Annotated in this window: 23 protein-coding genes, 1 pseudogene and 1 riboswitch; of the genes and pseudogenes, 18 read left to right on the top strand and 6 right to left on the bottom strand. The window is 60.4% G+C overall.

Features of this window, described 5'->3' with window-relative positions:
- Nucleotides 1–5 precede the first annotated feature (5 nt).
- Entirely contained in the window at nucleotides 6–590 is a 585-nt protein-coding gene (locus ACZ9BB_RS15725) for a hypothetical protein (RefSeq protein ID WP_476214535.1), read from the bottom strand.
- Nucleotides 591–744: 154 nt separating this feature from the next.
- A riboswitch (cobalamin riboswitch) is annotated at nucleotides 745–979 on the top strand.
- Between the two features lie 81 nt (nucleotides 980–1060).
- Here ACZ9BB_RS15725 and cobO point away from each other — a divergent pair.
- From cobO to ACZ9BB_RS15660, 13 genes are read left to right on the top strand one after another with little or no spacing between them, the layout of a single operon-like run.
- On the top strand, nucleotides 1061–1672 hold the full coding sequence (cobO, locus tag ACZ9BB_RS15720; protein WP_476214534.1) for a cob(I)yrinic acid a,c-diamide adenosyltransferase: 612 nt from the start codon (nucleotides 1061–1063) through the stop codon (nucleotides 1670–1672).
- Nucleotides 1669–2994, top strand: coding sequence for a cobyrinate a,c-diamide synthase (locus tag ACZ9BB_RS15715; RefSeq protein WP_476214533.1), 1326 nt, complete (start codon nucleotides 1669–1671; stop codon nucleotides 2992–2994). Before cobO ends, ACZ9BB_RS15715 begins: the two co-directional genes overlap by 4 nt.
- On the top strand, nucleotides 2991–3641 hold the full coding sequence (gene bluB / locus ACZ9BB_RS15710) for a 5,6-dimethylbenzimidazole synthase (protein ID WP_476214532.1): 651 nt from the start codon (nucleotides 2991–2993) through the stop codon (nucleotides 3639–3641). Before ACZ9BB_RS15715 ends, bluB begins: the two co-directional genes overlap by 4 nt.
- Nucleotides 3638–4546 (top strand): adenosylcobinamide-phosphate synthase CbiB, encoded by a 909-nt coding sequence (cbiB, locus tag ACZ9BB_RS15705; protein WP_476214531.1) that lies wholly within the window; start codon nucleotides 3638–3640, stop codon nucleotides 4544–4546. The genes bluB and cbiB overlap by 4 nt, the downstream gene beginning before the upstream one ends.
- Nucleotides 4539–5531 carry a threonine-phosphate decarboxylase CobD gene (cobD, locus tag ACZ9BB_RS15700; RefSeq protein WP_476214530.1) on the top strand — a complete coding sequence of 331 codons (993 nt, stop codon included), beginning with the start codon at nucleotides 4539–4541 and terminating at the stop codon, nucleotides 5529–5531. Before cbiB ends, cobD begins: the two co-directional genes overlap by 8 nt.
- 8 nt (nucleotides 5532–5539) lie before the next feature.
- Complete coding sequence (locus ACZ9BB_RS15695; protein WP_476218331.1) at nucleotides 5540–7000, top strand: cobyric acid synthase; 1461 nt, start codon at nucleotides 5540–5542, stop codon at nucleotides 6998–7000.
- 48 nt (nucleotides 7001–7048) lie between these two features.
- Nucleotides 7049–7570, top strand: coding sequence for a bifunctional adenosylcobinamide kinase/adenosylcobinamide-phosphate guanylyltransferase (gene cobU, locus ACZ9BB_RS15690; RefSeq protein WP_476214529.1), 522 nt, complete (start codon nucleotides 7049–7051; stop codon nucleotides 7568–7570).
- Entirely contained in the window at nucleotides 7567–8622 is a 1056-nt protein-coding gene (gene cobT, locus ACZ9BB_RS15685; RefSeq protein WP_476214528.1) for a nicotinate-nucleotide--dimethylbenzimidazole phosphoribosyltransferase, read from the top strand. Before cobU ends, cobT begins: the two co-directional genes overlap by 4 nt.
- Entirely contained in the window at nucleotides 8619–9194 is a 576-nt protein-coding gene (gene cobC, locus ACZ9BB_RS15680) for an alpha-ribazole phosphatase family protein (RefSeq protein WP_476214527.1), read from the top strand. Before cobT ends, cobC begins: the two co-directional genes overlap by 4 nt.
- 2 nt (nucleotides 9195–9196) lie before the next feature.
- Nucleotides 9197–9934 carry an adenosylcobinamide-GDP ribazoletransferase gene (locus tag ACZ9BB_RS15675; protein WP_476214526.1) on the top strand — a complete coding sequence of 246 codons (738 nt, stop codon included), beginning with the start codon at nucleotides 9197–9199 and terminating at the stop codon, nucleotides 9932–9934.
- A 50-nt stretch (nucleotides 9935–9984) separates the two neighbouring features.
- Nucleotides 9985–10389, top strand: coding sequence for a MarR family winged helix-turn-helix transcriptional regulator (locus ACZ9BB_RS15670; protein ID WP_476214525.1), 405 nt, complete (start codon nucleotides 9985–9987; stop codon nucleotides 10387–10389).
- Nucleotides 10390–10441: 52 nt separating this feature from the next.
- A complete protein-coding gene (locus ACZ9BB_RS15665) occupies nucleotides 10442–11650 on the top strand; it encodes an MFS transporter (protein WP_476214524.1) in 1209 nt (402 codons plus the stop codon).
- Nucleotides 11647–11769, top strand: a complete 123-nt coding sequence (locus ACZ9BB_RS15660) for a hypothetical protein (protein WP_476214523.1) — start codon at nucleotides 11647–11649, stop codon at nucleotides 11767–11769. The genes ACZ9BB_RS15665 and ACZ9BB_RS15660 overlap by 4 nt, the downstream gene beginning before the upstream one ends.
- A 208-nt stretch (nucleotides 11770–11977) precedes the next feature.
- On the opposite strand, the gene ACZ9BB_RS15655 is transcribed toward ACZ9BB_RS15660, so the two are convergent.
- From ACZ9BB_RS15655 to ACZ9BB_RS15645, 3 genes are all read right to left on the bottom strand, one after another.
- On the bottom strand, nucleotides 11978–13249 hold the full coding sequence (locus tag ACZ9BB_RS15655) for an OmpP1/FadL family transporter (RefSeq protein WP_476214522.1): 1272 nt from the start codon (nucleotides 13247–13249) through the stop codon (nucleotides 11978–11980).
- A 147-nt stretch (nucleotides 13250–13396) separates the two neighbouring features.
- Nucleotides 13397–13879 (bottom strand): hypothetical protein, encoded by a 483-nt coding sequence (locus ACZ9BB_RS15650; protein ID WP_476214521.1) that lies wholly within the window; start codon nucleotides 13877–13879, stop codon nucleotides 13397–13399.
- Nucleotides 13880–14151: 272 nt separating this feature from the next.
- Nucleotides 14152–14376 carry a hypothetical protein gene (locus tag ACZ9BB_RS15645; protein WP_476218329.1) on the bottom strand — a complete coding sequence of 75 codons (225 nt, stop codon included), beginning with the start codon at nucleotides 14374–14376 and terminating at the stop codon, nucleotides 14152–14154.
- Between the two features lie 998 nt (nucleotides 14377–15374).
- On the opposite strand from ACZ9BB_RS15645, the gene ACZ9BB_RS15640 reads away from it, so the two are divergent.
- Nucleotides 15375–15698: a sel1 repeat family protein gene (locus tag ACZ9BB_RS15640; RefSeq protein WP_476214520.1), complete on the top strand. Its 324-nt coding sequence runs from the start codon at nucleotides 15375–15377 to the stop codon at nucleotides 15696–15698.
- A gap of 175 nt (nucleotides 15699–15873) precedes the next feature.
- Complete coding sequence (locus tag ACZ9BB_RS15635; RefSeq protein WP_476218328.1) at nucleotides 15874–17238, top strand: DNA recombination protein RmuC; 1365 nt, start codon at nucleotides 15874–15876, stop codon at nucleotides 17236–17238.
- Nucleotides 17239–17415: 177 nt separating this feature from the next.
- Here ACZ9BB_RS15635 and ACZ9BB_RS15630 read toward each other — a convergent pair.
- A pseudogene (locus tag ACZ9BB_RS15630) lies at nucleotides 17416–20887 on the bottom strand (hybrid sensor histidine kinase/response regulator).
- 203 nt (nucleotides 20888–21090) lie between these two features.
- Nucleotides 21091–21630 (bottom strand): TetR/AcrR family transcriptional regulator, encoded by a 540-nt coding sequence (locus tag ACZ9BB_RS15625; protein ID WP_476214519.1) that lies wholly within the window; start codon nucleotides 21628–21630, stop codon nucleotides 21091–21093.
- A 91-nt stretch (nucleotides 21631–21721) separates the two neighbouring features.
- Between ACZ9BB_RS15625 and ACZ9BB_RS15620 the strand changes: the two genes are divergently transcribed.
- The 3 genes from ACZ9BB_RS15620 (at nucleotide 21722) to ACZ9BB_RS15610 (ending at nucleotide 24526) form a co-directional block, all read left to right on the top strand.
- Complete coding sequence (locus ACZ9BB_RS15620; protein ID WP_476214518.1) at nucleotides 21722–22915, top strand: MFS transporter; 1194 nt, start codon at nucleotides 21722–21724, stop codon at nucleotides 22913–22915.
- 42 nt (nucleotides 22916–22957) lie between these two features.
- Nucleotides 22958–23269: a cupin domain-containing protein gene (locus ACZ9BB_RS15615; RefSeq protein WP_476214517.1), complete on the top strand. Its 312-nt coding sequence runs from the start codon at nucleotides 22958–22960 to the stop codon at nucleotides 23267–23269.
- Nucleotides 23270–23374: 105 nt separating this feature from the next.
- Nucleotides 23375–24526: a TDT family transporter gene (locus tag ACZ9BB_RS15610; protein WP_476214516.1), complete on the top strand. Its 1152-nt coding sequence runs from the start codon at nucleotides 23375–23377 to the stop codon at nucleotides 24524–24526.
- Nucleotides 24527–24542: the final 16 nt, after the last annotated feature.

Raw genomic sequence — 24542 nt, 5'->3', positions numbered from 1 at the left:
ACCGGTCAGCCGCGGGCTTCCTTGAACAGTACGGCGATCCCCGGATGGTAGTTGCCGGCTTCATTGTGCAACTTGCGGTAGGCGTAGGGAAAATACCAGGCCACGGCGCAGGTGTGTTCCTTTTGCAGGTCGTCGAGCATGTCCTGGAGTTCTTCCGGGGTGGCGCTGTGCTGGGCTTTTTGTGGGGCGACAAACAGGCAGCCGAGTTTCAGGTCGCTGGCGTAGCTGATGCGCTTCGCATCGCTGGTGATGTCCGCAAGTGCCTGGGTCAGGTTCAAGCTATTGACCCGCGGCCAGCGTTGGGTGGCCTGGAGGTACGCGCGCTCTTCGCTGGTGGCGATAAACAGATCGGCGCGGGCGTTGCGTTCGCCTTCTTCGGTCTGTTTGCGCGTCGGTGTTTGCTGCAGCGTGACCATTTCCGCCATCCAGGCCGCGGCGCAGAGCAGGCCGAGGTTGGCCTTTTCGTCGTACCAGTAAGGCGTATCGTTATCGCCGCGCACGGCGTTGTAGCGGTCGATACAGTCAAACCAGCGTTCCAGCACCGGTCGCAGGAATTCCAGCTTCGGATTGCTGATGATCATGCCTTGCATGTGGCTCACCCTTGTTATTGTGTTATGAGGTTGTGGCTCTTTGATATCACTGCTGACAGTGTGGCACAAGATTGGCGTCAGATAATTGATCGACGGCAGTTATTCGCCGGAAGGCGTCCCGTCTTTAATTGACGCTCCACCCCCAACCCTCTAACCTTCGCGGCTTGTTTCAGGTGCTCTGTGGCCTTGGTCGACAGAGTGAAACAGGGAAGCCGGTGAGTGGATTTCTTCCAGCGAAGAATGATCACGATCCCGGCGCTGCCCCCGCAACGGTAAATGAGTGAAGACTGCGCCTGATGCCACTGTGTCGATGAACGATGCGGGAAGGCGCGCAGTCGGGCCAAGTGCCGCTCATGAGCCCGGAGACCGGCCTGATCCATTCAGCGGCATCACGGTGGGCGATGCCAGGCTTCTTGCCGTCTATTCTTGTGCCTGCCCGCCGTTATCCAGCCTCAACGGAGAGCTCCCCTATGACTGATATCCCCGATCGTGACGAACGCCATCTGGCGCGCATGCTGCGCAAAAAAGCGGTGATCGACGAACGCATCGCCAACTCGCCGAATGAATGCGGTTTGCTGCTGGTGCTTTCCGGTAACGGCAAAGGCAAAAGCAGTTCGGCGTTTGGCATGCTTGCGCGGGCCATGGGCCACGGCATGCAGTGCGGCGTGGTGCAGTTCATCAAGGGGCGCAACAGCACTGGCGAGGAGCTGTTCTTCCGGCGCTTCCCGGAACAGGTGCGTTTTCATGTGATGGGCGAGGGCTTCACCTGGGAAACCCAGGATCGCCAGCGCGACATCGCCGCCGCCGAAGCCGCCTGGGCGGTGTCCCGCGAACTGCTGAGCGACCCGTCCATCGGTCTGGTGGTACTCGATGAGTTGAACATCGCCCTCAAGCACGGTTATCTCGACCTCGATCAGGTGCTCAGCGACTTGCAGGCCCGTCCGCCGATGCAGCACGTGGTGGTCACCGGTCGCGGCGCCAAACCGGAGATGATCGAACTGGCTGACACCGTCACCGAAATGGGCATGATCAAGCACGCCTTCCAGGCCGGGATCAAAGCGCAAAAAGGCGTCGAGTTGTGAGTCAACCACGTCAATGCCCGGCGGTATTGATTGCCGCGCCGGCCTCCGGTCAGGGCAAGACCACCGTCACCGCCGCGCTCGCCCGTTTGCATCGCAATCAGGGGCGCAAGGTTCGCGTGTTCAAATGCGGCCCGGACTTTCTCGATCCGATGATTCTCGAGCGCGCAAGCGGTGCACCGGTCTATCAACTGGACATGTGGATGGTCGGCGAGCAGGAAAGTCGTCGTCTATTGTGGGAAGCCGCTGGCGAAGCCGATCTGATCCTCATCGAAGGAGTCATGGGGCTGTTCGACGGTACGCCGTCCAGTGCTGATCTGGCGCGGCACTTCGGCGTGCCGGTGCTGGGCGTGATCGACGGCACTGCCATGGCGCAGACGTTTGGCGCATTGGCCCTGGGCCTTGCGCGCTATCAGCCGGATTTGCCGTTTGCCGGCGTGTTGGCCAACCGGGTCGGCACTTTGCGTCACGCGCAATTGCTCGAAGGCAGCCTGACTGAAGGCTTGCGCTGGTACGGCGCGCTGTCGCGAGAAACGGGAATCGAACTGCCGAGTCGGCATTTGGGCCTGGTTCAGGCCAGCGAGCTGAATGACCTCGATATGCGTCTCGATGCGGCAGCCGATTCATTGGCCAACAGTTGCGACGTAGCGCTGCCGCCGGCCGTGGAATTCGCCGCGCCTGAAATGATCGCGGCCGAACCGTTGCTGGCCGGTGTGCGGATTGCCGTGGCCCGCGACGAAGCCTTCGCGTTTACCTATGGCGCGAGCCTGGATCTGCTGCGGGCGATGGGCGCCGAATTGTCTTTCTTCTCGCCGATTCGCGATAGCGGGTTGCCGGAGGCAGACAGCCTTTATCTGCCGGGTGGTTACCCTGAATTGCACCACGTGGCGTTGGCGCAAAACACCTCGATGCTGACGGCGATCCGCGCTCACCATGCCGCGGGCAAACCGCTGTTGGCCGAATGTGGCGGCATGCTCTATCTGCTGGATTCGCTGACCGATGTCGAGGGCACTCGCGCCGAACTGGTCGGCTTGTTGAGCGGTGACGCGGTGATGCAGAAGCGTCTCGCTGCGTTGGCCCTGCAGGCGGTTGAATTGCCGGAAGGTTTGCTGCGGGGGCACACCTATCACCATTCGCTGACCAGCACCGAGCTTGAACCGATTGCTCGTGGGCTGAGCCCGAATGGTGGGCGAGGGGCGGAGGCGGTTTATCGTGAGGGGCGGATGACCGCTTCTTATGTGCATTTTTATTTTCCGTCTAACCCTCAAGCGATTGCTGCGCTATTTGTGCCTGATCGTGAGACCGCCATCGCGAGCAGGCCATGACCGACAACGCCTTTTCCGCAGTCGAACGCGCAGCCGTCTATCGAGCCATCGGCGAACGTCGCGACATGCGCCACTTCAGCGGTGGCACGGTCGAGCCTGCGTTATTGAGGCGTCTGCTCGAAGCCGCGCACCAGGCGCCGAGTGTCGGCCTGATGCAGCCCTGGCGTTTCATCCGCATCAGCGATCGGGCCCTGCGCGGTAAGATCCAGCAACTGGTGGAAGACGAACGTATCCGCACCGCCGAAGCCCTCGGCGAGCGCTCCGACGAATTCATGAAGCTCAAGGTCGAAGGCATCAACGACTGCGCCGAGGTGCTGGTCGCCGCGCTGATGGACGATCGTGAGCGGCATATCTTCGGCCGACGTACCTTGCCGGAAATGGACATGGCGTCGCTGTCTTGCGCCATCCAGAACCTTTGGCTGGCGTCCCGCGCCGAAGGCCTGGGCATGGGCTGGGTGTCGCTGTTTGAACCGCAAGCCCTGGCGGAGTTGTTAGGGCTGCCGGCCGGGGCCAAGCCTTTGGCTGTTCTTTGTCTGGGACCGGTCAAGGAATTCTATCCGGCGCCGATGCTGGTACTCGAAGGTTGGGCGCAGGCGCGTCCCCTTGGCGAATTGCTGTATGAAAATTATTGGGGAGTGAGTCAATGAGTGTGGCGTTGTTGAGTGTCGCCGCGGTCGCGCTGGATGCGCTGCTGGGTGAACCCAAACGCTGGCATCCGCTGGTGGCGTTCGGTCGTTTTGCCGATCGCATCGAGCAGCGTTTCAACTCCGGCGGCCGTGGCTGGCGCAGCCACGGGGTTACGGCTTGGGTGATGGCGGTCGTGCCGCTGACCTTGCTGGTCACCGCACTTTCCTGGGCGCCTTATGTCGGTTGGATTGTCGAGATTCTCGCGCTCTATTGTGCCCTCGGCATGCGCAGCCTCGGCGAGCACGTCGAGCCGGTGGCCAAGGCCCTGCGCGGTGATGATCTGATCGAGGCGCGGGCACGCGTCGGCTATCTGGTCAGCCGTCAGACCAGCGAACTGGACAAAACCGAAGTCGCCCGCGCCGCCACCGAGTCGGTGCTGGAGAACGGCAGCGATGCGGTGTTCGCCGCGCTGTTCTGGTTTGCCGTGGCCGGTGCACCCGGTGTGGTGCTTTATCGTCTGAGCAACACCCTGGATGCCATGTGGGGTTATCGCAACGAACGCTTCGAACGTTTCGGTTGGGCTGCAGCGAAGATCGACGACGTCCTCAACTACATTCCCGCACGACTGGTAGCGTTGACCTATGCGCTGCTGGGTAAAACCCGGTTGGCGCTGAAATGCTGGCGTACCCAGGGCCCGACCTGGGACAGCCCGAACGCCGGGCCGGTCATGGCGGCCGGTGCCGGTGCGCTGGGGGTCGAGTTGGGCGGGGCGGCGATCTATCACGGTGAATTGCATCAGCGTCCACAACTGGGCGAAGGCGTGCCGGCGGATGCCGATTCCATCGACCGTGGCTGGCAATTGGTCCAGCGCGGGGTATGGTTATGGCTGCTGATTCTTTGCGTGGGGGCTGAATTCTATGCTTGAACACGGTGGCCGGTTGCGTAAGGCGGCGCTTCAATATGGCATCGCCGAAGCCGATTGGCTCGACCTGTCCAGTGGCCTCGCGCCCTGGCCATTCCCGGTTCCGGACATTCCACTGCGAGCCTGGGCGCGTTTGCCGGAAACCGATGACGGTCTGGAGCAAGCGGCCTGTGATTATTACGGTGCGGCCCAAGTGTTGCCGGTGGCCGGGTCGCAAATGGCGATTCAGTTACTGCCGCGTTTGCGTCGCGCCGGCAAGGTCGGTGTGCTGTCGCCGAGTTACGCCGAGCACGCCGAAGCCTGGCGCCGTAACGGTTACATCGTGCGTGAAGTCCTGGAGTCGGAAGTCGATTTCTTTCTCGACAGCCTCGACGTGCTGGTGGTGGTCAACCCGAACAATCCCACGGGGCTGAGCCTTACCCCGGCTCGCCTGTTGGACTGGCATTCACGCTTGGCCCAGCGCGGTGGCTGGCTGGTGGTGGACGAGGCGTTCATGGACAACACACCGCATTTGAGTCTGGCGCCGTTCGCCAATCAGACCGGCTTGATCGTGTTGCGCTCCTTCGGCAAGTTTTTCGGCCTGGCCGGAGTGCGGCTGGGGTTTGTGCTGGCCGAGCGCAAGTTGCTCAAACTGCTGGCCGAACAGGTCGGGCCCTGGGCGGTCAGTGGGCCGACCCGAGTCCTGGGCCAGGCTTGCCTGACGGATACGGATGGGCACACCCGGCAGCGCATTCGCACTGACGAGGCTGGCGAGCGTCTGGCGTTGCTACTCGAGCAGTACGGTTTCAAACCTCAGGGCGGCTGCGCCTTGTTTCAGTGGCTGATCACCGAGTGCGCTGAAGCACTGCATGAGTTCATGGCCCGGCGCGGCATTCTGTTGCGATTGTTCACCCACAACAGCAGCCTGCGATTTGGCTTGCCAGCAGATGAAGCGGATTGGCAGCGTCTCGCGCAAGCGCTTGAAGCCTACGTCAAGGAAGCGCAATGACCGGATTGATGGAGCAGGGCGCCACGTTGATGGTGCAAGGCACAACGTCCGACGCTGGTAAAAGCACACTGGTGACGGCGCTGTGTCGCTGGGTCAGGCGTCAGGGCGTGAGCGTCGTGCCGTTCAAGCCACAGAACATGGCCCTCAACAGTGCAGTGACCGCCGACGGTGGCGAGATCGGTCGCGCTCAAGCGGTGCAGGCCCAGGCCGCCAACCTTGAACCGCACACCGACATGAATCCGGTGCTGCTCAAACCCAACAGCGATACCGGCGCCCAAGTGATCATTCATGGTCGCGCCGTTACTACGATGAACGCGGTCGCTTATCACGACTACAAGGCCATCGCCATGCAAGCGGTGCTGGCCTCCCATAAGCGTTTGAGCGCGGCGTATCCAGTGGTGATGGTCGAAGGTGCGGGCTCGCCGGCAGAGATCAACCTGCGCGCCGGCGACATCGCCAACATGGGGTTTGCCGAGGCGGTGGACTGCCCGGTGGTGCTGATCGCCGACATCAATCGCGGCGGGGTTTTCGCCCATCTGGTAGGCACCCTGGAACTGCTATCGCCTAGCGAACAGGCACGGGTCAAAGGCTTCATCATCAACCGTTTTCGCGGTGACATCGCCTTGCTGCAACCAGGCCTCGACTGGCTGGAGGAGCGCACTGGCAAACCGGTGATCGGCGTTTTGCCTTACGTGATGGATCTGCATCTTGAGGCCGAGGACGGCATCGATCAGCGTCAGACCGACAAGGCCGATCAAGTATTGAAAGTGGTGGTGCCGGTACTGCCGCGCATTAGCAACCACACCGATTTCGATCCGCTGCGCCTGCATCCGCAAGTGGACCTGCAATTCATAGGCCCCGGTCAGGCGATTCCGCCGGCTGACCTGATGATTCTTCCCGGCTCGAAAAGCGTGCGCGGCGACCTTGCGTATCTGCGGGCCAACGGTTGGGATAAGGCCATCTCGCGGCACTTGCGCTATGGCGGAAATGTGCTGGGGATCTGCGGCGGTTTGCAAATGCTCGGCGAGCAGGTGCATGACCCGTTGGGCCTCGAAGGCGCGCCGGGTTCCAGTGCCGGTTTGGGTTTGCTGGCATTCGAAACGCAGCTCGAACAAGAGAAGCAGTTGCGTAATGTACGTGGGCGTCTGGCGCTGGAAGATGCGCAGGTCAGTGGCTATGAAATCCATGCCGGCGTGACCACCGGGCCGGCGCTGGAAAGCGCCGCCGTGCAGCTGGACGATGGTCGCCGCGATGGTGCGCAAAGTGCCGATGGGCAGATTTTCGGCACGTATTTGCATGGCTTGTTCGAGTCGCCGGCAGCGTGCAGTGCGCTGCTGCGCTGGGCGGGTTTGCAGGATGTGCAGGAGGTGGATTATCACGCCTTGCGCGAGCGCGATATCGAGCGGTTGGCGGATCTGGTGGAGAAGCATCTGGATACCTCGTTGCTGCGTGAACTCTGTGGGATTTGAGGTGGCTGCACTGGCCCGCCCCGACACCGCACATTTTAAGGAATGAACATGCTGCAACTGATCCTCGGCGGCGCCCGTTCAGGCAAAAGCCGCCTGGCTGAAAAACTCGCCTCCGACAGCGGTCTGGCCGTGACGTATATCGCCACCAGCCAACCCCTGGACGGTGAAATGAACGAACGGGTGGCCCATCACCGCGCCCGTCGTCCGGCCGAGTGGGCGTTGATCGAAGAACCACTGGAACTCGCCCGGGTGCTGCGCGAAAACGCCAGTGCCAACCGTTGCTTGCTGGTGGATTGCCTGACGCTGTGGCTGACCAATCTGCTGATGCTCGACGATGCCGAGCGCCTTTCGGCCGAACGCGAGGCCCTGCTGGACTGCCTGGCGTCGTTGCCGGGTGAAATCATTTTTGTCAGCAACGAGACCGGAATGGGTGTCGTGCCGCTGGGCGAATTGACTCGCCGCTATGTCGATGAAGCCGGTTGGCTGCATCAAGCCTTGGCCGAGCGCTGCCAACGTGTCGTCCTGACCGTCGCCGGCCTGCCCCTGACTTTGAAAGGAACTGCGTTATGACTCACTCCTGGTGGCTGAACCCGTGCAAGCCCATCGATGCTCAAGCGGTCGAACAGGCGCAGGCGCGTCAACAGCAGCTGACCAAACCGGCTGGATCTCTCGGCCGGCTCGAAGCAGTAGCGGTGCAACTGGCCGGGTTGCAGGGGCAGGTCAAGCCGACGCTCGATCAGCTGTGGATCGCGATTTTTGCCGGCGACCATGGCGTGGTCGCCGAAGGGGTGTCGGCATTTCCGCAGGAAGTCACCGGGCAGATGCTGCACAACTTCGTCAGCGGCGGTGCGGCAATCAGCGTGTTGGCGCGGCAGTTGGGGGCTTCCCTTGAAGTGGTCGACCTCGGCACCGTGACGCCGTCGTTGAACCTGCCGGGTGTGCGTCACCTGAACATCGGCCCGGGCACGGCGAATTTCGTCCTGGGACCAGCGATGACTCAGGCTCAGGGCGAACTCGCCTTGCAGGCCGGCCGCGACAGTGCGCAGCGTGCTATTGCGGCAGGTGCGCAGTTGTTCATCGGTGGCGAAATGGGCATCGGCAACACCACGGCGGCCAGCGCGTTGGCCTGTGCCTTGCTCGATTGCCCGGTGGTGCATCTGGCCGGGCCGGGCACCGGGTTGAACGCAGCGGGTGTCAGCCATAAAGCCCAGGTCATCGAACGCGCCCTGGCGTTGCATGGCGCTCAACGTGGCGATGCGCTGCAGACCTTGTTCAACCTCGGCGGTTTTGAAATCGCTGCGCTGGTCGGCGCGTACCTGGCTTGTGCTCAGGAAGGCGTCGCGGTGTTGGTCGACGGGTTTATTTGCAGTGTCACTGCGCTGGTGGCCGTGCGTTTGAATCCGGCTTGCCGTGAGTGGTTGCTGTTTGGTCATCGTGGCGCCGAGCCGGGTCATCGTCATGTACTCGAAACCCTCAACGCCGAACCGTTGCTGGACCTCGGTCTGCGGTTGGGCGAGGGCAGCGGTGCGGCGTTGGCCGTGCCGTTGCTGCGCCTGGCTTGTGATCTTCACGGGCAGATGGCGACCTTCGCCGAAGCCGCGGTGGCGGATCGCCCGGCATGACCTTGCACCTGGACCTGTTGCGCCATGGCGAAACCGAACTCGGCGGCGGTTTGCGCGGCAGCCTCGACGATGCGCTGACCGGCAAGGGCTGGGAGCAGATGCGCGCTGCAGTGGTCGAGCAGGGACCTTGGGATCGTTTGGTCAGCTCGCCGTTGCAGCGTTGTGCACGCTTTGCGCAAGAGCTTGGGGCGCAACTGGATTTGCCGGTGCTGCTGGATAAAGACCTGCAAGAGCTGCATTTCGGCGCCTGGGAAGGGCAGAGCGCGGCGGCGCTGATGGAAACCAGTGCCGAGGCATTGGGGTTGTTCTGGGCCGATCCCTATTCATTCACCCCCCCTGACGGTGAGGCGGTTGCGGACTTTTCGACGCGGGTGTTGGCGGCCATCGAACGGCTGCACGCGGCCTACGCGGGGGAGCGAATCCTGTTGATCAGCCATGGCGGCGTCATGCGGTTGCTGCTGGCTCAGGCGCGCGGATTGCCTCGTGAACAGTTGCTCAATGTCGAGGTTGGCCATGGTGCGCTGTTCTCGTTGTCGGTTGATGCGGGTGTTTTACTAAGGGAAGCGATCTGACCATGTTGCCCTTCTGGATCGCCCTGCAATTTCTGAGCAGCTTGCCGATTCGCCTGCCGGGTATGCCGACACCCGAAGAATTGGGCCGGTCGCTGCTGTTCTATCCGCTGGTCGGCTTGCTGTTCGGCGCCATTGTGTGGGCGCTGAACGGGCTGTTGCTGGGCACGCCGTTGTTGCTTCACGCCGCGCTGCTGTTGACCGTGTGGGTTGTACTCAGCGGCGCGTTGCACCTGGATGGCCTGGCCGATAGCGCCGATGCGTGGCTCGGCGGTTATGGCGACCGGGAACGCACTCTCAGCATCATGAAAGACCCGCGCAGCGGGCCGATCGCGGTGGTAACGCTGGTGCTGGTGTTGCTGCTCAAGTTAGCCGCGTTGCTGGCGTTGATTGAGCAGCAGCACAGCGTGGTGCTGATCATCGTTCCACTGATTAGTCGCAGTGCCCTGCTGGGGTTATTCCTGACCACGCCTTATGTGCGTCCCGGTGGATTGGGGCAGGCGCTGGCCGACCATCTGCCGCGTTTGGCCGGGAAACAGGTGTTGGTGATCAGCGCGGTGGCCTGTGTATTGATGGCGGGCCTCAGCGGAGTATGGGCGCTCGCGCTGGCAGCTGTGATGTTTGTCTGGTTGCGGCAAGTGATGTTGCAGCGATTGGGTGGGACGACTGGTGATACTGCCGGTGCGTTGCTGGAGTTACTGGAGGTGGCGGTGCTAGTGGGGCTCGCGTTGCCCCTACGGTAATATGTTTCAAAAAATTTGCTTTCATTTAACCGCGGGTATATACACGCACCATGCTTCCTTCTCAATGTTTGTGTACCAACCTGCGTCGCGCCGCTCGTGGCGTCAGCAGGCACTACGACGGCGCTCTCGACGGCTTCGGGATCAACGTTGCCCAGTATTCTTTGCTGTGCAACCTGCAGCGTCTGGATCAGCCGAGTATCTCGACGCTGGCCGAGGCCATGGGCCTGGATCGCAGTACTTTGGGGCGCAATTTGCGGGTGCTGGAGGGCGAAGGCCTGGTGACGCTGGTCGAGGGCGAGGACATGCGCAATCGCATCGTCGTACTCACTGAAACGGGGCGTGAACGCCTGGCAGCGGCCTTGCCGGCCTGGGAAGCGGCGCAGCAGCGGTTGATTGATCGTCTGGGTGCCGAGAAGCGTGAAACCTTGCTGAAACTGCTGGACGAACTGGCTTGAAGCCGGTTTGTTCGATCTTAAGCGGGTATATACCCGCTACCGGAGAACAACAATGACATCGATGTGGCGTACGTGCGGTTGGGTGCTGTTGGGGAGTGCGCTGATCCTGGCGTTGTCCTTGGGGGTGCGACACGGCTTCGGGCTGTTCCTGGCGCCCATGAGTGCCGAGTTTGGCTGGGGTCGTGAAGTGTTTGCCTTCGCCATTGCCCTGCAGAACCTGATCTGGGGCCTGGCGCAGCCGTTCACCGGTGCACTGGCCGACCGCTTTGGCGCCGCCAAGGTGGTGCTGATCGGTGGTGTTCTGTACGCCGTGGGCCTGGTGTTCATGGGGTTGTCCGACTCAGCGGTGACTTTGTCCTTGAGCGCCGGACTGTTGATCGGTATCGGTCTGTCCGGCACTTCGTTTTCGGTGATCCTTGGCGTGGTAGGCCGTGCCGTGCCGCCGGAAAAACGCAGCATGGGCATGGGGATCGCCAGCGCCGCCGGTTCTTTCGGTCAATTCGCCATGTTGCCCGGCACGCTGGGATTGATCGGCTGGCTTGGCTGGTCTGCGGCGTTGCTGGTGTTGGGTCTGCTGGTGGCGCTGATCGTGCCGCTGGTAAGCATGCTTAAAGACAAACCGCTGCCGGTGCTTGGGCACGAGCAAACCCTCTCTGAAGCGCTGCACGAAGCCTGCTCGCATTCGGGGTTCTGGCTGTTGGCGTTCGGCTTTTTTGTCTGCGGTTTTCAAGTGGTGTTTATCGGTGTGCACCTGCCGGCCTATCTGGTGGACCAACATTTGCCCGCCTCCGTCGGCACCACAGTGCTGGCGCTGATCGGGCTGTTCAATATCTTCGGTACCTATACCGCGGGCTGGCTTGGCGGGCGGATGTCCAAACCGCGTTTGCTCACCGGTCTGTATCTGTTGCGGGCAGTGGTGATTGCGCTGTTCCTCTGGGCGCCGGTCACTCAGGTCACGGCGTATTTGTTCGGCATGGCCATGGGCTTTCTCTGGTTGTCGACGGTGCCGTTGACCAATGGCACCGTGGCAACCTTGTTCGGTGTACGAAATCTGTCCATGCTCGGTGGGATCGTTTTCCTCTTTCACCAGCTCGGCTCGTTCCTCGGCGGCTGGTTGGGCGGGGTGGTGTATGACCGAACCGGGAGCTACGACTTGATCTGGCAGGTGGCGATTCTCTTGAGTCTGTTGGCCGCAGCCCTGAACTGGCCGGTGCGCGAGCAGCCTGTGGCGCGTCTGCAAACCCGGATGAGTGCAGCATGAACAGTCTTTGGCCGCGAATGGCTGCTATCGCCCTCGGCGTCATGTTGCTGGCCTTGGCGTGGTGGGGCTGGCGTCAGGGTGGTCTGGCATTGATGCAGTTGGGCATGGGGGCTTGCTAGCGAGCGGCGAAGGCGAGTATTTCGTTTTCTGACGATTGCTCAAGGATGCCTCGATATATCGATGCGTTCCCGTACTGCCGATGGCTTTTGCCGGATTGGCCCTGGCCTCGAAACCCTGACCAGCGGCCACTAAAAAGCCCCGCCTCTATACAAGAGCGCGGGGCTTTTTCAATTCAGGCGGCGAGAGGTTCAGGTTCGCCGTGAATCATCAGAAACGGTAGGTCGCGCCTACACCGAAACCGTTCGCCCAGTTTTCATACTTGGCGTTGTAGGTCTGGCCACGGTTGTTGCTGTTGTTGATCTTGACCGACTCTTCATGCAGGTACGAGTACGCCACGTCGATGGTCAGGTCGTCGGTCGGGCTCCAGCCGGCGCCCAGGCTGAAAATCTTGCGATCGCCCGTCGGGATGCGTGGGGAGCGGTTGACGTTGTTGGTCGGTGCCTGGTCGAAAGACAGGCCAGTACGCAGCACCCATTCCTTGTTCAGCTGGTAGGACGCGCCGATGGCGTGAGCCCAGGTGTCATGCCAGTTCTGCTCTTCGGTAATGGTACCGAACTGGCCGTTCAGAATGGCCGGAACACCTTTGTTTTCGACGGAGATTTCTTTCAGGCGGCTCCAACGAGTCCAGGTGCTGCCTGCGTAGAGAGTCCACTTGTCGTCGAGTTGGTGAGTGAGCGAGAGGTCGACCGACTCAGGCGTGGTGATGTCCAGTGACGCGTCGTACTTCTGGCTTGGGTTCTGGCCCACGGCCGCGAGGACGTTGTAGTTGACCTTGGTATCACCTTCGAGCTTGTACTTCACTTTCGAGTGGTAGGTCAGGCCGACGCGCGTGCTGTCGGTGGCTTGAACCAGTACGCCGATGTTGTAACCCAGCGCAGTATCGTCGCCTTTGATCTTGACCTTGCCGTCCGGTGCGGCCTGGGTGATCGACAGGTTCGACTCCAGGGTGCCGTCAATGCGGTTGATGGTCGGACCGAAGCCGATCGACACCTTGTCGTTGAAGGCATAGCTGACGGTTGGCTGCAGGGTTACGATTTTTACTTCGCTCTTGCTGCCGAAGTAACGGCCGGCAAAGCCGTTCTCATAATCGGTGACCAGGCCGAATGGAGCGTAGACGCCGAAACCGAATGCCCAGTGGTCATCGATTGGCTTTACGTAGTAGCCCATGGGCACGCCCATGAAAGGGACCATGTCACCTTTGTTGGTGCCACTATTCGGACTTGAGCTCGCATCACTGATATCAGCGTGCGCGTCGATAAATGCAACACCACCGGTCACTTGTTCGCGCTTGAGGCGAGACATGCCGGCAGGGTTACCAAAAACTGTAGATGCGTCGTCGGCAGATGAAGATCGCCCGGCAAAACCTGTCCCCATCCCGCTGATGCTTTGTTCGTTGAGGGCGAAGCCACTTGCGAAAATCTGGGTGGATGCCAAGGCAACGGCGAGGCTAAGGGTGGTTTTGAGTATTACTTTTTTCATTATTAGAACTCCTGGTGATCACCGGGGCGAAAATTACCAACATTTTCGTTCGGGCGCCATAGGCTGTATCGCTTGAGTTATAGCGGTTTTGTAGGACAATCCGACCAGAATCGCGACATGTTGTGCGATCTTCGGAAAAACGGGTGATCAGCAGGCAAGCTGATTCAGCGGTGAAACACAGGTTTGCCAGGCGTAGGTGAAATCTCTCAAACGACCTTGGGGTTGAAAGGTCTGGCGCCAGATTCGCGCCATTCCCAGCAAGTCGTCGGAGGCGGGGAGGGGAGTGTTCTGTTCTTCTACCAACAGCCAGGCGATAGCCGTGGCATAACGCAGATTGACGGTCAATTCCAGGTGCGGCCCGCTGAGAAAAGCATGCTGGCTGGCCAGGCCGCGGACCAGGCTCGCCCGTTCCGGGTCCAGGGCCAGGTAATGATCCCAGAGGGCCTGGTGGCGAGGTTCGGCGATTCGGTACAGGCCGTGTCCGCGGCGGTCATGCAGGGCAGAGCCAAGGGCGGACTGGCTGGCGGCGATGCCCAGCAGCAGGGATTCGGCAGTCGCGCTATGGCGTCCGAGGTAGATCAACGTCGGACGGATCACATAACGGCACAGTTCGCTGGCAGCGATACCCATAACGCCCTCGAAACATGAAGTGGTCGGCGATACCTGAAGGTGGCCTTGGCAGCAATGGATCGACTCAGGCTCGCCGGAAGCGGATCAAGCCGCTTGAGTTGAAGTGTAGTGTCATTATTTTGCTGTAAAGGACTGTTTTTAAAATATTTCCGGCATCTAGTTATAACCGTTATATCGGTTGGTGCTTAGGCCATGGAGTCTAAAAGAGAAACATCGGGCAATAAAAAGCCCCGCTTTAGCAGGGCTTTTGAGGTTTCGGCCTTTCTGGTATCTCAGGCAGTCAGTGCCTGGCGAGTACGGTCGATCACGGCCTGCAGCGGTTCGGCGCTGGAGTATTGATCGGGGTACAGGCGTTCGCTGTGACGAGCGATGCCGTGTTCGTTGACCAGGGTAAAGCTGAAACAGCCTTTGCGAGCGGCCATGATCAGGCAGTTCATTGGTGCAAAAGCATTGGTTAGGGTGCGAATGGCATCCTGGGTGTGGATTTGAGTAGACATAGTCATTGGGTGTTCCTACAAGCGACACGGATAAGAACCGTGCAAAATTAAAACGTTCCAGTGACGACGACCACCGTTGGTCGAACGAAGAACCTGACTGGAACAAAGCAGCCAGTTTGAAGCGCTGATAAGTTGGCGCGCTTGGGCTGGCAGGTAGGTACTTAGGAGGGCAGGCAACACATCAAGGGCAAAGGTTCTGGGCCCTGGGTGAAGATCCTGATCAATTTGCAGGTTGGTTCGGTCAGAGTAAGTGAGCTTCGCAACACCCTTTGTTTTCGATTCAAAGGCTGTGTTGGCGCAAGATTTACCTGGAAACCATCGAGGTGGTCGATCCCGCTTTTTCGGTGGAGGCTCTCTTCAGAGAAGGCTGACCGGGGGGATTTGTTCGGCCAGAATTGACTTTCAGCTTGGTACTAACGCCGCGGATACTAACGGATTGAATTACCAAAGGGAAGTCTGTTCGCAAAAAAGATCGCTGGAGTGGCTACCGACCACGACCGCATAGGCTGTCGGAAAAAGGCCACCGGCAGACACGCGCCCCGTAATGGCCCAGCGTTGGACCGTTGATCCGAGAGGACGATCGAGCCAGGATCAATCGGTAGCGCGGGTTACCCGGGTTTATCCCCAAGCATTACGAAAAAGCGCGCCGAAAAAGCGCATCGATATAACCGCCTCGCGGGCACTTGTGCACATAAGTTGCGCGCACTGTCATCCCACTGTCATCCTTGCTTCAAGTGGAGTGGGTGCCTGTAACGAAAATTTAAGTCAATGAAAAACATCGCTTTTTTTTACTGGTGAAAAAATCGTCAGTTTGACTGCAGGCCCCATTCCATAGGGCTTTGCGCGAGTTCGAGGGCGGTTGTCCACTGAGTTATCCACAGCTTCTGTGGATTGTCCCGAGCGCTTGCTCTAGGACGGGCGTGCAGGCTTTTTTCGACTTTACCTGTACGAAAAAAAGAGTAGAGTGGCGCGCCTTCCGATCTGCCCCACAGTGCTTTATGAAGTTTCGCTCAGTATCAGCCTCTGTTGCCTCAACCTCCCTCAGTATTGTTCCACCCAAGCGCTTTTCGATGCGTGTGGCCGAATGGCTACTGGACAACCCGCGCCTGGGCGAAAACCCCAACGTCAAACACTTCGCCGGGCACTTGCTCAAGCAGCCTGCCCGTGAAGGCGTCGTGGCTGCACAAAGCCGTCTAGGCCAGCTGATGTGCCGCGAATGCGGTAATGCCCGGGATCGCCGCATTGGGCAGGAGCTTCTGCGTCAGGCTGCACGTGCCGGGGATCGGCGCGCGCAACAGGAACTCGGTCTGATCGAAGACTGAGCTGTCCAAGACCTGAGGCCTTGGTTAACCTTCACGCTTTATCTGATCGGCAGGAGTGGCTATGGCGATGGACTTGACCAGCGCATTGCTGGGGCTGGCGGGCGCCGCGCTGCCGTTACTGGCACTGGCCTGGCAACTTCAGCGTCGGACCAATGCGGGGCAGGCCGAACTGGCATTGCTGGAAGAGCGCCTTGCCATGGCCCAGCTGATGCACGATGGCTTGAATGCCCAGCTCGACACCTGCCGTGATGAAATCGCTGACCTGAGCCAGGCCAACGCCGCCAAACAGGCTGATTTGGCTGCTGTGCGCCGTGAAGTCGAACTGCTCCAGATCGAACGCGACGATGCCCGCGACGCGGCCCACGCCTGGAACATCGAACGCGCCGGCAAGGAGGCTGAGTTGCGCCGCCTGGACGCGCAGGCCGCCTCCCTGAATGCCGAGCTGCGTGAACAGCAAGAAAGCCATCAACAGCGCCTCAATGACCTGCAAGGTTCGCGTGACGAGCTGCGAGCGCAATTCGCCGAGCTGGCGGGCAAGATCTTTGACGAGCGTGAGCAACGTTTTGCCGAAACCAGTCAACAGCGTCTGGGGCAGTTGCTCGATCCGCTGAAGGAACGCATCCAGTCGTTCGAAAAGCGCGTCGAGGAAAGCTATCAAGCCGAAGCCCGCGAGCGCTTTTCCCTGGCCAGGGAACTGGAGCGGTTGCAACAACTGAACCTGCGCCTAAGTGACGAAGCCACCAATCTGACGCGAGCCTTGAAAGGGCAGAAAACCCAAGGCAACTGGGGCGAGCTGATTCTCGAGCGGGTGCTTGAGCATGCGGGTCTGGAGAAGGGGCGCGAGTACCAGACCCAGGTCAATCTCAAGGGGCCGGACGGTGAGCGTTTCCAGCCGGATGTGATTATTTACCTGCCCGGCGACAAGCAGGTCGTGGTCGATTCCAAGGTCAGCCTCACCGCCTATCAACAATATGTGGCGGCCGAGGACGATGCCATCGGCCAGATCGCCATCAAACAGCACGTACTGTCCCTGCGCAATCACGTCAAAGGCCTGGCCGGCAAGGATTACAAGCGGCTCGATGGCTTGCACAGCCTGGATTTCGTCCTGCTTTTCGTCCCGATCGAGGCGGCGTTTTCGGCGGCGTTACAGGCTGAACCGACACTGTTTCAGGAAGCATTCGATCGCAATATCGTCATCGTCAGCCCGACCACGTTGCTGGCCACCTTGCGGGTCATCGACAGTCTGTGGAAGCAGGAACGCCAAAGCCAGAACGCCCGGGAAATCGCCGAGCGCGCCGGTTGGCTGTACGACAAGTTCGTTTTGTTCATCCAGGATCTGGATGAGGTCGGCAATCGCTTGCAGCAACTGGACAAGGCCTACAGCAACGCACGCAACAAGCTGACAGAAGGCCGTGGCAACCTGGTCAGTCGCAGCGAGCAGTTGAAGTTGCTTGGTGCGCGGGCCAGCAAGAGCTTGCCGGCGGACCTGCTGGAGCGAGCGATGACGGATGTAGATGGCTTGGCCGAGTTGCCGGAATAAGCAAGGCACCACTTAATCTCTGTGGCGAGGGAGCTTGCTCCCGCTGGGCTGCCAAGCAGCCCCAAGTGCTGCCACGATGACTGTCAGGTATGCCGCGCTGTCTGCTTGACGACTGCTGCGCAGCCGAACGGGAGCAAGCTCCCTCGCCACAGGTTTTGGGTGGTCTGGAGGGCGGCACTACAACGGCAAATGCCGACTCAACAACGCCCGCAACGCCGCCGGTTTCACCGGTTTGGCCAAGTAATCCAGGCCTGCTGCATGCACCTGGGCCACCGTTTCCGGCCGTCCATCGGCACTGATCACTACCCCTGGCACCGGCTCGCCCAGTTGCGTGCGCAGCCACGCCATCAATTCGGTTCCAGTCTCGCCATTGTCCAGGTGGTAATCCACCAGCGCCAATTGCGGGTGCATTCCATCGCCGAGCAGCGTCGCGCATTCATCACGGTTGCGCGCGGTCCAGACCTGGCAACCCCAGCGCGTGAGCAAACTGTTCATGCCGATCAGAATGCTGTCTTCGTTATCGATACACAGCACCTGCGCGCCGCTGAGTAAATGGCCATTGAGTTCGGCGACCTTGGTTGGCGCCGCGGTTTGTGCCCGAGCCAAGGGCACGCTGACACTGAACACGCTGCCGCGACCCGGCCAGGAACGCACGCGTAAGGTGTGGCCCAGCACGCGACATAGCCCATCGGCAATCGCCAACCCCAGGCCCAGGCCTTTTTCGGCACGGGTCTGGTGGCTGTCGAGGCGTTTGAACTCTTCGAAAATCACCTGCAGCTTGTCTTCCGGAATGCCTGGCCCACGGTCCCAGACCTCCAGGCACAGTTCGCCATTGCGTCGCCGCACACCGAGCAGCACTGGCCCTTTGGCATAGCGGAAAGCATTGGTCAGGAAGTTCTGCAAGATCCGTCGCAGCAGTTTGATGTCGCTGTCGACCCGCAATGCACTGCCCCGGACGCGGAATTTCAGCCCCTGTTCCTGAGCCAGAGCCTTGAACTCGGCGCCGAGCGTATGGAACAACTCATTAAGCACGAAGGGCTTGCGGTCAGGGTTGATCTTGCCGTTTTCCAGGCGGGATATGTCCAGCAGATCGCTGATCAGGTCCTCGGCCGAGCGCAGTGAACTGTCCAGATGATGCACCAGTTTCTGGGCTTCCCTGGACAAACCGTCCTCCTGATGGGAGAGGGCGGCAGAGAACAGACGCGCGGCATTCAACGGTTGCATCAAGTCATGGCTGACGGCGGCCAGGAAGCGGGTTTTCGACTGGTTGGCCGATTCGGCGTTGCCCTTGGCTTCGGTCAGGGCAACGTTGAGTTGTGAGAGTTCGTGGGTCCTTTCGGTGACCCGTTGCTCGAGGCCTTCATTGGCTTCGGTCAACGCCTGCTCAGCCTCGCGGAATGCAGTGATGTCGGTGAAACTCATGACGAAGCCGCCGCCGGGCATCGGGTTGCCGATGAGTTCGATCACTCGACCATTGGGGAACAGTCGCTCGGAGGTATGGGCGCGGCCCTGACGCATCCAGTGCAAGCGGCGGGCGACATGCACTTCTGCTTCGCCAGGGCCGCACAGGCCGCGCTCGGCGTTGTAGCGAATGATGTCGGCAATCGGCCGGCCGACGCTGATCAAGCCGTCGGGATAGTTGAACAGTTCAAGGTAACGCCGGTTCCAGGCCACCAGTTTCAACGACTGGTCGATCACGCTGATGCCCTGGGTGATGTTCTCGATGGCGCCTTGCAACAGGGCGCGGTTGAACTGCAGTACTTCCGAGGTTTCGTCGGCGATCCGTACGACATCCTCGAGTTGCATTTCCCGACCTTCGATGGCGGCTTTTACCACCGCGCGAGTCGAAGAGGCGCCGAGTACACCGGCCAGCAAGCGTTCGGTATGGGCGATCCATTCACCGTCGGCGTTCTGGTTCGGGTTGAAGCCCTTGCCTTGGCGGTAGGCGAAACGGATGAAACTCTGGCGAGCCCGTTCTTCGCCGACAAAACGAGCGGCCAGTTGCAGCAAATCGTTGATTTGCACTGCCAGCATCGAACGGGCGTTGGGGCGGGCGCTGATTTCCTGGCCGATGAAGCGACCAGCCTGCCAGTGTTCCGAAACCCGCGTGCGCGACAGTACCGAGACCCAGGCGAACAAGGTGAAGTTACCCGCCAGGGACAGCACCACGCCTTGTGTCAGCGGTGTGATCGGTAGGTTCAGCGGGTTGCTTTGCAGCCAGGCCAGGCCCGGAAAACTGCTCAGCGGCAAGCCGAGACTGTTGGCGGCGATCGGCAACACCAGGGTGTAGAACCAGAGGAACGTCCCGGTGGCTAGCCCGGCGAACACTCCTCGGCGGTTAGCCTGTTTCCAGTACAGTGCGCCGAGCATCGCTGGGGCCAGTTGGGTCACGGCAGCGAAAGCGATCTGGCCGATGGTCGCAAGGCTAGCGGTCGAGCCCAGCAGGCGATAGCTGACGTAGGCCAGCAACAAAATGACCACGATGCTTACCCGGCGCACCGAAAGCATCCACTGGCGGAACACTTCGAATGGCCGCTCGGCGTTATTGCGTCGCAGCAACCAGGGCAGCAAACAGGTCGTTGGAGAGCATGGTCGACAACGCTACGCTGGCCACGATCACCATGCCGGTCGCCGCAGAGGCACCGCCGATAAACGCCAGCATCGCCAGGGCAGGGTGAGATTGGGCCAGGGGCAGGCTGATGACGAAGGAGTCCGGCAGCACCGAACTGGGCAGCAGCATCTGACCGGCCAGTGCGATCGGCACCACAAACAACGCCGCCAGCGCCAGATAGACAGGGAACACCCACTTGGCCAAACGCAGATCCTGGGGGTCGATGTTTTCCACCACGGTCACGTGGAATTGCCGGGGCAGGCAGATGATCGCCATCATCGCCACACCGGTCTGCACCACCATGGACGGCCAGTTGATGGTTTCTTTCCAATAGGCTTCGAGGCGCGGGGCGAGCATGGCCTGATCGAACAGGTCGTCGAAACCGTCGTACAGACCGTAGGTCACGAACGCGCCGACCGCGAGAAAAGCGAACAGCTTGACCAGCGATTCGAAAGCAATCGCCAGCACCATACCGCGGTGGTGTTCCGTGGCGTCGAGGTTGCGGGTACCGAAAACGATGGTGAATAGCGCGAGCACCAGCGACACGATCAGCGCCGTGTCCTGCGCGCGGGTGCCCATGGCATCGGCTCCGGCGCCGATCAGCAGGTTCACGCCCAGCACGATGCCCTTGAGCTGCAAGGCGATGTAGGGCAACACACCGACCAGGCAGATCAGCGCCACCACCACGGCCAGTGACTGGGATTTGCCGTAGCGGGCGGCGATGAAGTCGGCGATGGAGGTGATGTTCTCCTGTTTGCTGATCATCACCATTTTTTGCAGAACCCACGGCGCGCACACCAGCAGCAGGATCGGCCCGAGGTAGATCGGCAGGAATGACCAGAGTTGTTCCGCCGCCTGGCCCACGGCGCCGAAGAACGTCCAGCTGGTGCAATAAACGGCCAGCGACAGGCTATACACCCAGGCACGCACCCGCGGCGGCAACGGCGTGCTGCGACGGTCGCCGTAAAAGGCGATGGCGAACAAAATGGCCATATAGGCCAGGGCGACAGTGGCAATCAGCCCGGTGGACAGCGACATGGGAACTCCAGACAAAAGACATCCGGGACTGCGCCCGATCCAGACAGTCTCGCATGACCGCCTGAGTTAGTCAGTGTCGACCAAGGTCGTGGCGTGGCGGGGTGTCGCAGGTTGGGAGTCAGTTGGATCTTTGGTGTCTTTTCGGGCCTCTTCGCGGGCAAGTCGGATCGCCGCACCGCTCGCTCCTACAAGCGAAGGCGGCGTTACTGACTCAACGCAATATCAATCAACCGATGCAACTCTTCAACCTCCAGCGCCTGCGCCGAAAACAGGATGCGAAATACCGTCGGCGCCACCACCATATTGATCAGTCGATCGACACTCGGCTTCGGCTGCCCGGGATAGCGATCCAGAATCGTCTGCAACTGCCCGCCAATGATCGTCACGCAATAGCCCGGCGTGGCGCTGGATTGCACGTCGCGCATCATGTTGCGCCCGGGTTCGGAACTCATTTCGTCCAGATACTGCTCCGCCCAGGCCAGCACGTCACCGCGCAGGCTGCCGGTGTTGGCCGGTTCGCTGTCGGGGCGCATGCGGGCGAGGGCGACGTCGGCCAGCAGCGCTGACAGATCGCCCCAGCGTCGGTAAATGGTCGACGGCGTCACTCCGGCCCGTGCAGCAATTTGCGGCACCGTCACGCTGGCGCGATCCTGTTCTTCGAGGAGTGCGCGGACTGCCGAGTGAATCGACTCTTGCACCCTGGCGCTACGGCCACCTGGGCGTAAACCTTCTTTAATAGCCATACGGCGGACCTTAACACAAAGAATTTGCTTTAAGCGTTAGCCGGTAGCACACTCCGCAAAAGCAAAAAGTTAGCTTTTGCGGAGTGTGCCTATGTCCCGTCTCACGTCAAACCGTTCCAGCCTGTGGTTTCTGGCGATCACCTTACTCAGTTTTCTCGCCGCTTCCACCGCGCCGACACCGTTGTATCACTTGTATCAGGAACACCTGCAGTTCTCGGCAGCGACCCTGACCCTGATTTTCGGCGTCTACGCCCTCAGTTTGCTGGCGGCGTTGCTCACCGTCGGTTCGCTTTCGGATTATCTGGGGCGCAAACCGGTGATTTTTACCGCCGTTTTGCTGAACATGCTGGCGATGTTGCTGTTCATCAACGCCGACAGCGTCGCCTGGTTGATCAGTGCGCGGGTACTTCAGGGGTTTGCCACGGGAATGGCCACCGCCGTTTTGAGTGCGGCACTGCTGGACACCGACCGTCAGCAAGGGCCGATGGTCAACAGTGTTGCGCCGTTGTTGGGCATGGCGCTGGGTGCCATGGGCTGCGGCTTGTTGGCGGAGTTTGCGCCGCAGCCGCTGCAATTGACCTATTGGGTACTGTTCGCGTTGTTTGTGATGCAAGCGCTGTACGTTTGGCGCCTGTCGGAAAGCGTCACCCGACAACCGGGCGCATGGGCCTCGTTGCGCCCGACCTTGCATGTGCCGATTCAAGCACGGCGTATGTTGTGGCGGGTGCTGCCGATAGATCTGGCGGTGTGGGCGCTCGGTGGTTTTTTCGCCTCCCTGGCGCCGTCTCTGGTGCGGACTGCCACCGGGTCCACCTCGAATCTGATTGGCGGGGCGACGGTGGCCGTGTTGACGGTGACCGGCGCATTGATGATCTATACCTTGCGCCATCGGCCGGCCGACAAAGTCTTGCTCTTGGGCGCGAGCCTGCTGCCCGCAGGTGTTGCGCTGATTTTGCTGGCGGTACACAGCGCCAGCCTGCCACTGTTTTTCTTCGGCACACTGGTGGCGGGCGGCGGTTTTGGCGCGGGCTTCCTGGGTGCTCTGCGAAGCATCGTGCCGCTGGCCTTGCCTCATGAGCGGGCGGGTTTGATGTCGGCGTTTTATGCGCTCAGTTACCTGGCGTTCTGCTTGCCGTCGTTGCTGGCCGGCAACCTGACGCGGACCTTTGGTCTGGTGGCAGCTACTGATGGTTATGGTGCGGTGCTGATCATCCTTTCGCTCGGTGCGTTGGTCGGCTTGATGCGTGAGCAGGCAGTCAAAGTCTGTGGCGTCGATGTTCGATGACCATTAGCCTTGGCGCCGACATTCATTTCGATGGACCGACCCATGAAGATCATCCGCAGCAAATCCTTCACAGGTGACCGCGCCTGGGCGGCGCTGGACATCGCCAACATGAACGGCATCACCACCCGTTTGCACTGGACCGATCAGCCCTATAAATGGCACATCAACGACGGTCAGGAAGTGTTCGTGGTGCTCGATGGGCAGGTGCAGATGCGTTATCGCGAAGAAGGCCTGGAGAAGGAAACGCTACTCGAAGTCGGCGATATCTTTTATGCCTCGGTGGGCACCGAGCATATGGCTCATCCACTGGGTGTGGCGAGGATATTGGTGATCGAGACGGAAGGCAGCGTCTGATGCTGTATCTGTAAAATAGATAACAGTTAGAGATATTTCCCGTTATATCGATATTCGATTCGGATCTATCATGAGCTCCACCTCACCAGAGGACAGGAGTTCACCATGACATGCGCCCATAGCGTTAAACCCGGTTTCCGGCCATTGAGCCAGCTTCCCCATCCCCGGGAAGCCATTCGCCAGTTCACCCCCAACTGGTTCGCCGCGACCATGGGCACCGGGGTATTGGCGCTGGCGCTTGCGCAATTGCCGGTGTCGAATCCCGGTCTGCATGCGTTTGCCGAAGGCCTGTGGCTGTTCAATATTGTTCTGTTTGTCTTGTTCACAGCCATGTATGCCGCCCGTTGGGTCATGTTCTTCGACGAGGCGCGGCGGATTTTCGGTCATTCCACGGTTTCGATGTTTTTTGGCACCATTCCCATGGGCCTTGCGACCATCATCAATGGCGTTCTGCTGTTCGGTCTGCCGCGCTGGGGGGACGGTGTGGTTCATGTCGCCCAAGTGCTGTGGTGGCTGGACGTAGCGATGTCGCTGGCCTGCGGCGTACTGATTCCCTACATGATGTTTACCCGTCAGGAGCACAGCATCGACCAGATGACCGCCGTCTGGCTGTTGCCAGTGGTGGCGGCGGAAGTGGCAGCGGCCAGCGGCGGTCTACTGGCGCCACACCTGGCCGATGCACATTCGCAACTGGTGGTATTGGTCACCAGCTACGTACTCTGGGCCTTTTCCCTGCCGGTGGCGTTCAGCATTCTGACCATCCTGTTGCTGCGCATGGCGTTGCATAAATTGCCCCACGAAAACATGGCTGCCTCAAGCTGGCTGGCCTTGGGGCCGATTGGTACCGGAGCGCTGGGCATGTTGCTACTGGGCGCCGACGCGCCGGCGGTTTTCGCCGCCAATGGTTTGCCAGGTATCGGCGAGATTGCTGCAGGGCTTGGTTTGGTGGCCGGAATCATGCTGTGGGGCTTCGGGTTCTGGTGGATGTTGATAGCGCTGTTGATCACCGTGCGTTACTTGCGCGACGGTATACCGTTCAACCTTGGCTGGTGGGGCTTCACCTTCCCGCTGGGCGTCTATTCTTTGGCGACGTTGAAACTTGCGAGCACATTGCACCTGACTTTTTTCAGCATCTTTGGTTGTGTGCTGGTGGCGTTACTGGCAGTGATGTGGCTGATTGTCGCCAAACGCACGGTGCAGGGCGCGTGGCGGGGGGAGTTGTTTGTTTCGCCATGCATTGCAGGATTAAAGAAATAACCGGCAAGGATTAGGT

This window comes from Pseudomonas sp. TE3552, from assembly GCF_056278945.1.
This window is presented reverse-complemented; position numbering and strand designations above follow the sequence as displayed.

Excerpts from the sequence above, each read along its gene's own strand:
- ACZ9BB_RS15725 (WP_476214535.1), bottom strand. The coding sequence starts at position 590 with ATGCAAGGCATGATCATCAGCAATCCGAAGCTGGAATTCCTGCGACCG.
- cobO (WP_476214534.1), top strand. The coding sequence starts at position 1,061 with ATGACTGATATCCCCGATCGTGACGAACGCCATCTGGCGCGCATGCTG.
- bluB (WP_476214532.1), top strand. The coding sequence starts at position 2,991 with ATGACCGACAACGCCTTTTCCGCAGTCGAACGCGCAGCCGTCTATCGA.
- cbiB (WP_476214531.1), top strand. The coding sequence starts at position 3,638 with ATGAGTGTGGCGTTGTTGAGTGTCGCCGCGGTCGCGCTGGATGCGCTG.
- cobD (WP_476214530.1), top strand. The coding sequence starts at position 4,539 with ATGCTTGAACACGGTGGCCGGTTGCGTAAGGCGGCGCTTCAATATGGC.
- ACZ9BB_RS15695 (WP_476218331.1), top strand. The coding sequence starts at position 5,540 with ATGGAGCAGGGCGCCACGTTGATGGTGCAAGGCACAACGTCCGACGCT.
- cobU (WP_476214529.1), top strand. The coding sequence starts at position 7,049 with ATGCTGCAACTGATCCTCGGCGGCGCCCGTTCAGGCAAAAGCCGCCTG.
- cobT (WP_476214528.1), top strand. The coding sequence starts at position 7,567 with ATGACTCACTCCTGGTGGCTGAACCCGTGCAAGCCCATCGATGCTCAA.
- cobC (WP_476214527.1), top strand. The coding sequence starts at position 8,619 with ATGACCTTGCACCTGGACCTGTTGCGCCATGGCGAAACCGAACTCGGC.
- ACZ9BB_RS15675 (WP_476214526.1), top strand. The coding sequence starts at position 9,197 with ATGTTGCCCTTCTGGATCGCCCTGCAATTTCTGAGCAGCTTGCCGATT.
- ACZ9BB_RS15670 (WP_476214525.1), top strand. The coding sequence starts at position 9,985 with ATGCTTCCTTCTCAATGTTTGTGTACCAACCTGCGTCGCGCCGCTCGT.
- ACZ9BB_RS15665 (WP_476214524.1), top strand. The coding sequence starts at position 10,442 with ATGACATCGATGTGGCGTACGTGCGGTTGGGTGCTGTTGGGGAGTGCG.
- ACZ9BB_RS15660 (WP_476214523.1), top strand. The coding sequence starts at position 11,647 with ATGAACAGTCTTTGGCCGCGAATGGCTGCTATCGCCCTCGGCGTCATG.
- ACZ9BB_RS15655 (WP_476214522.1), bottom strand. The coding sequence starts at position 13,249 with ATGAAAAAAGTAATACTCAAAACCACCCTTAGCCTCGCCGTTGCCTTG.
- ACZ9BB_RS15650 (WP_476214521.1), bottom strand. The coding sequence starts at position 13,879 with ATGGGTATCGCTGCCAGCGAACTGTGCCGTTATGTGATCCGTCCGACG.
- ACZ9BB_RS15645 (WP_476218329.1), bottom strand. The coding sequence starts at position 14,376 with ATGTCTACTCAAATCCACACCCAGGATGCCATTCGCACCCTAACCAAT.
- ACZ9BB_RS15640 (WP_476214520.1), top strand. The coding sequence starts at position 15,375 with ATGAAGTTTCGCTCAGTATCAGCCTCTGTTGCCTCAACCTCCCTCAGT.
- ACZ9BB_RS15625 (WP_476214519.1), bottom strand. The coding sequence starts at position 21,630 with ATGGCTATTAAAGAAGGTTTACGCCCAGGTGGCCGTAGCGCCAGGGTG.
- ACZ9BB_RS15620 (WP_476214518.1), top strand. The coding sequence starts at position 21,722 with ATGTCCCGTCTCACGTCAAACCGTTCCAGCCTGTGGTTTCTGGCGATC.
- ACZ9BB_RS15615 (WP_476214517.1), top strand. The coding sequence starts at position 22,958 with ATGAAGATCATCCGCAGCAAATCCTTCACAGGTGACCGCGCCTGGGCG.
- ACZ9BB_RS15610 (WP_476214516.1), top strand. The coding sequence starts at position 23,375 with ATGACATGCGCCCATAGCGTTAAACCCGGTTTCCGGCCATTGAGCCAG.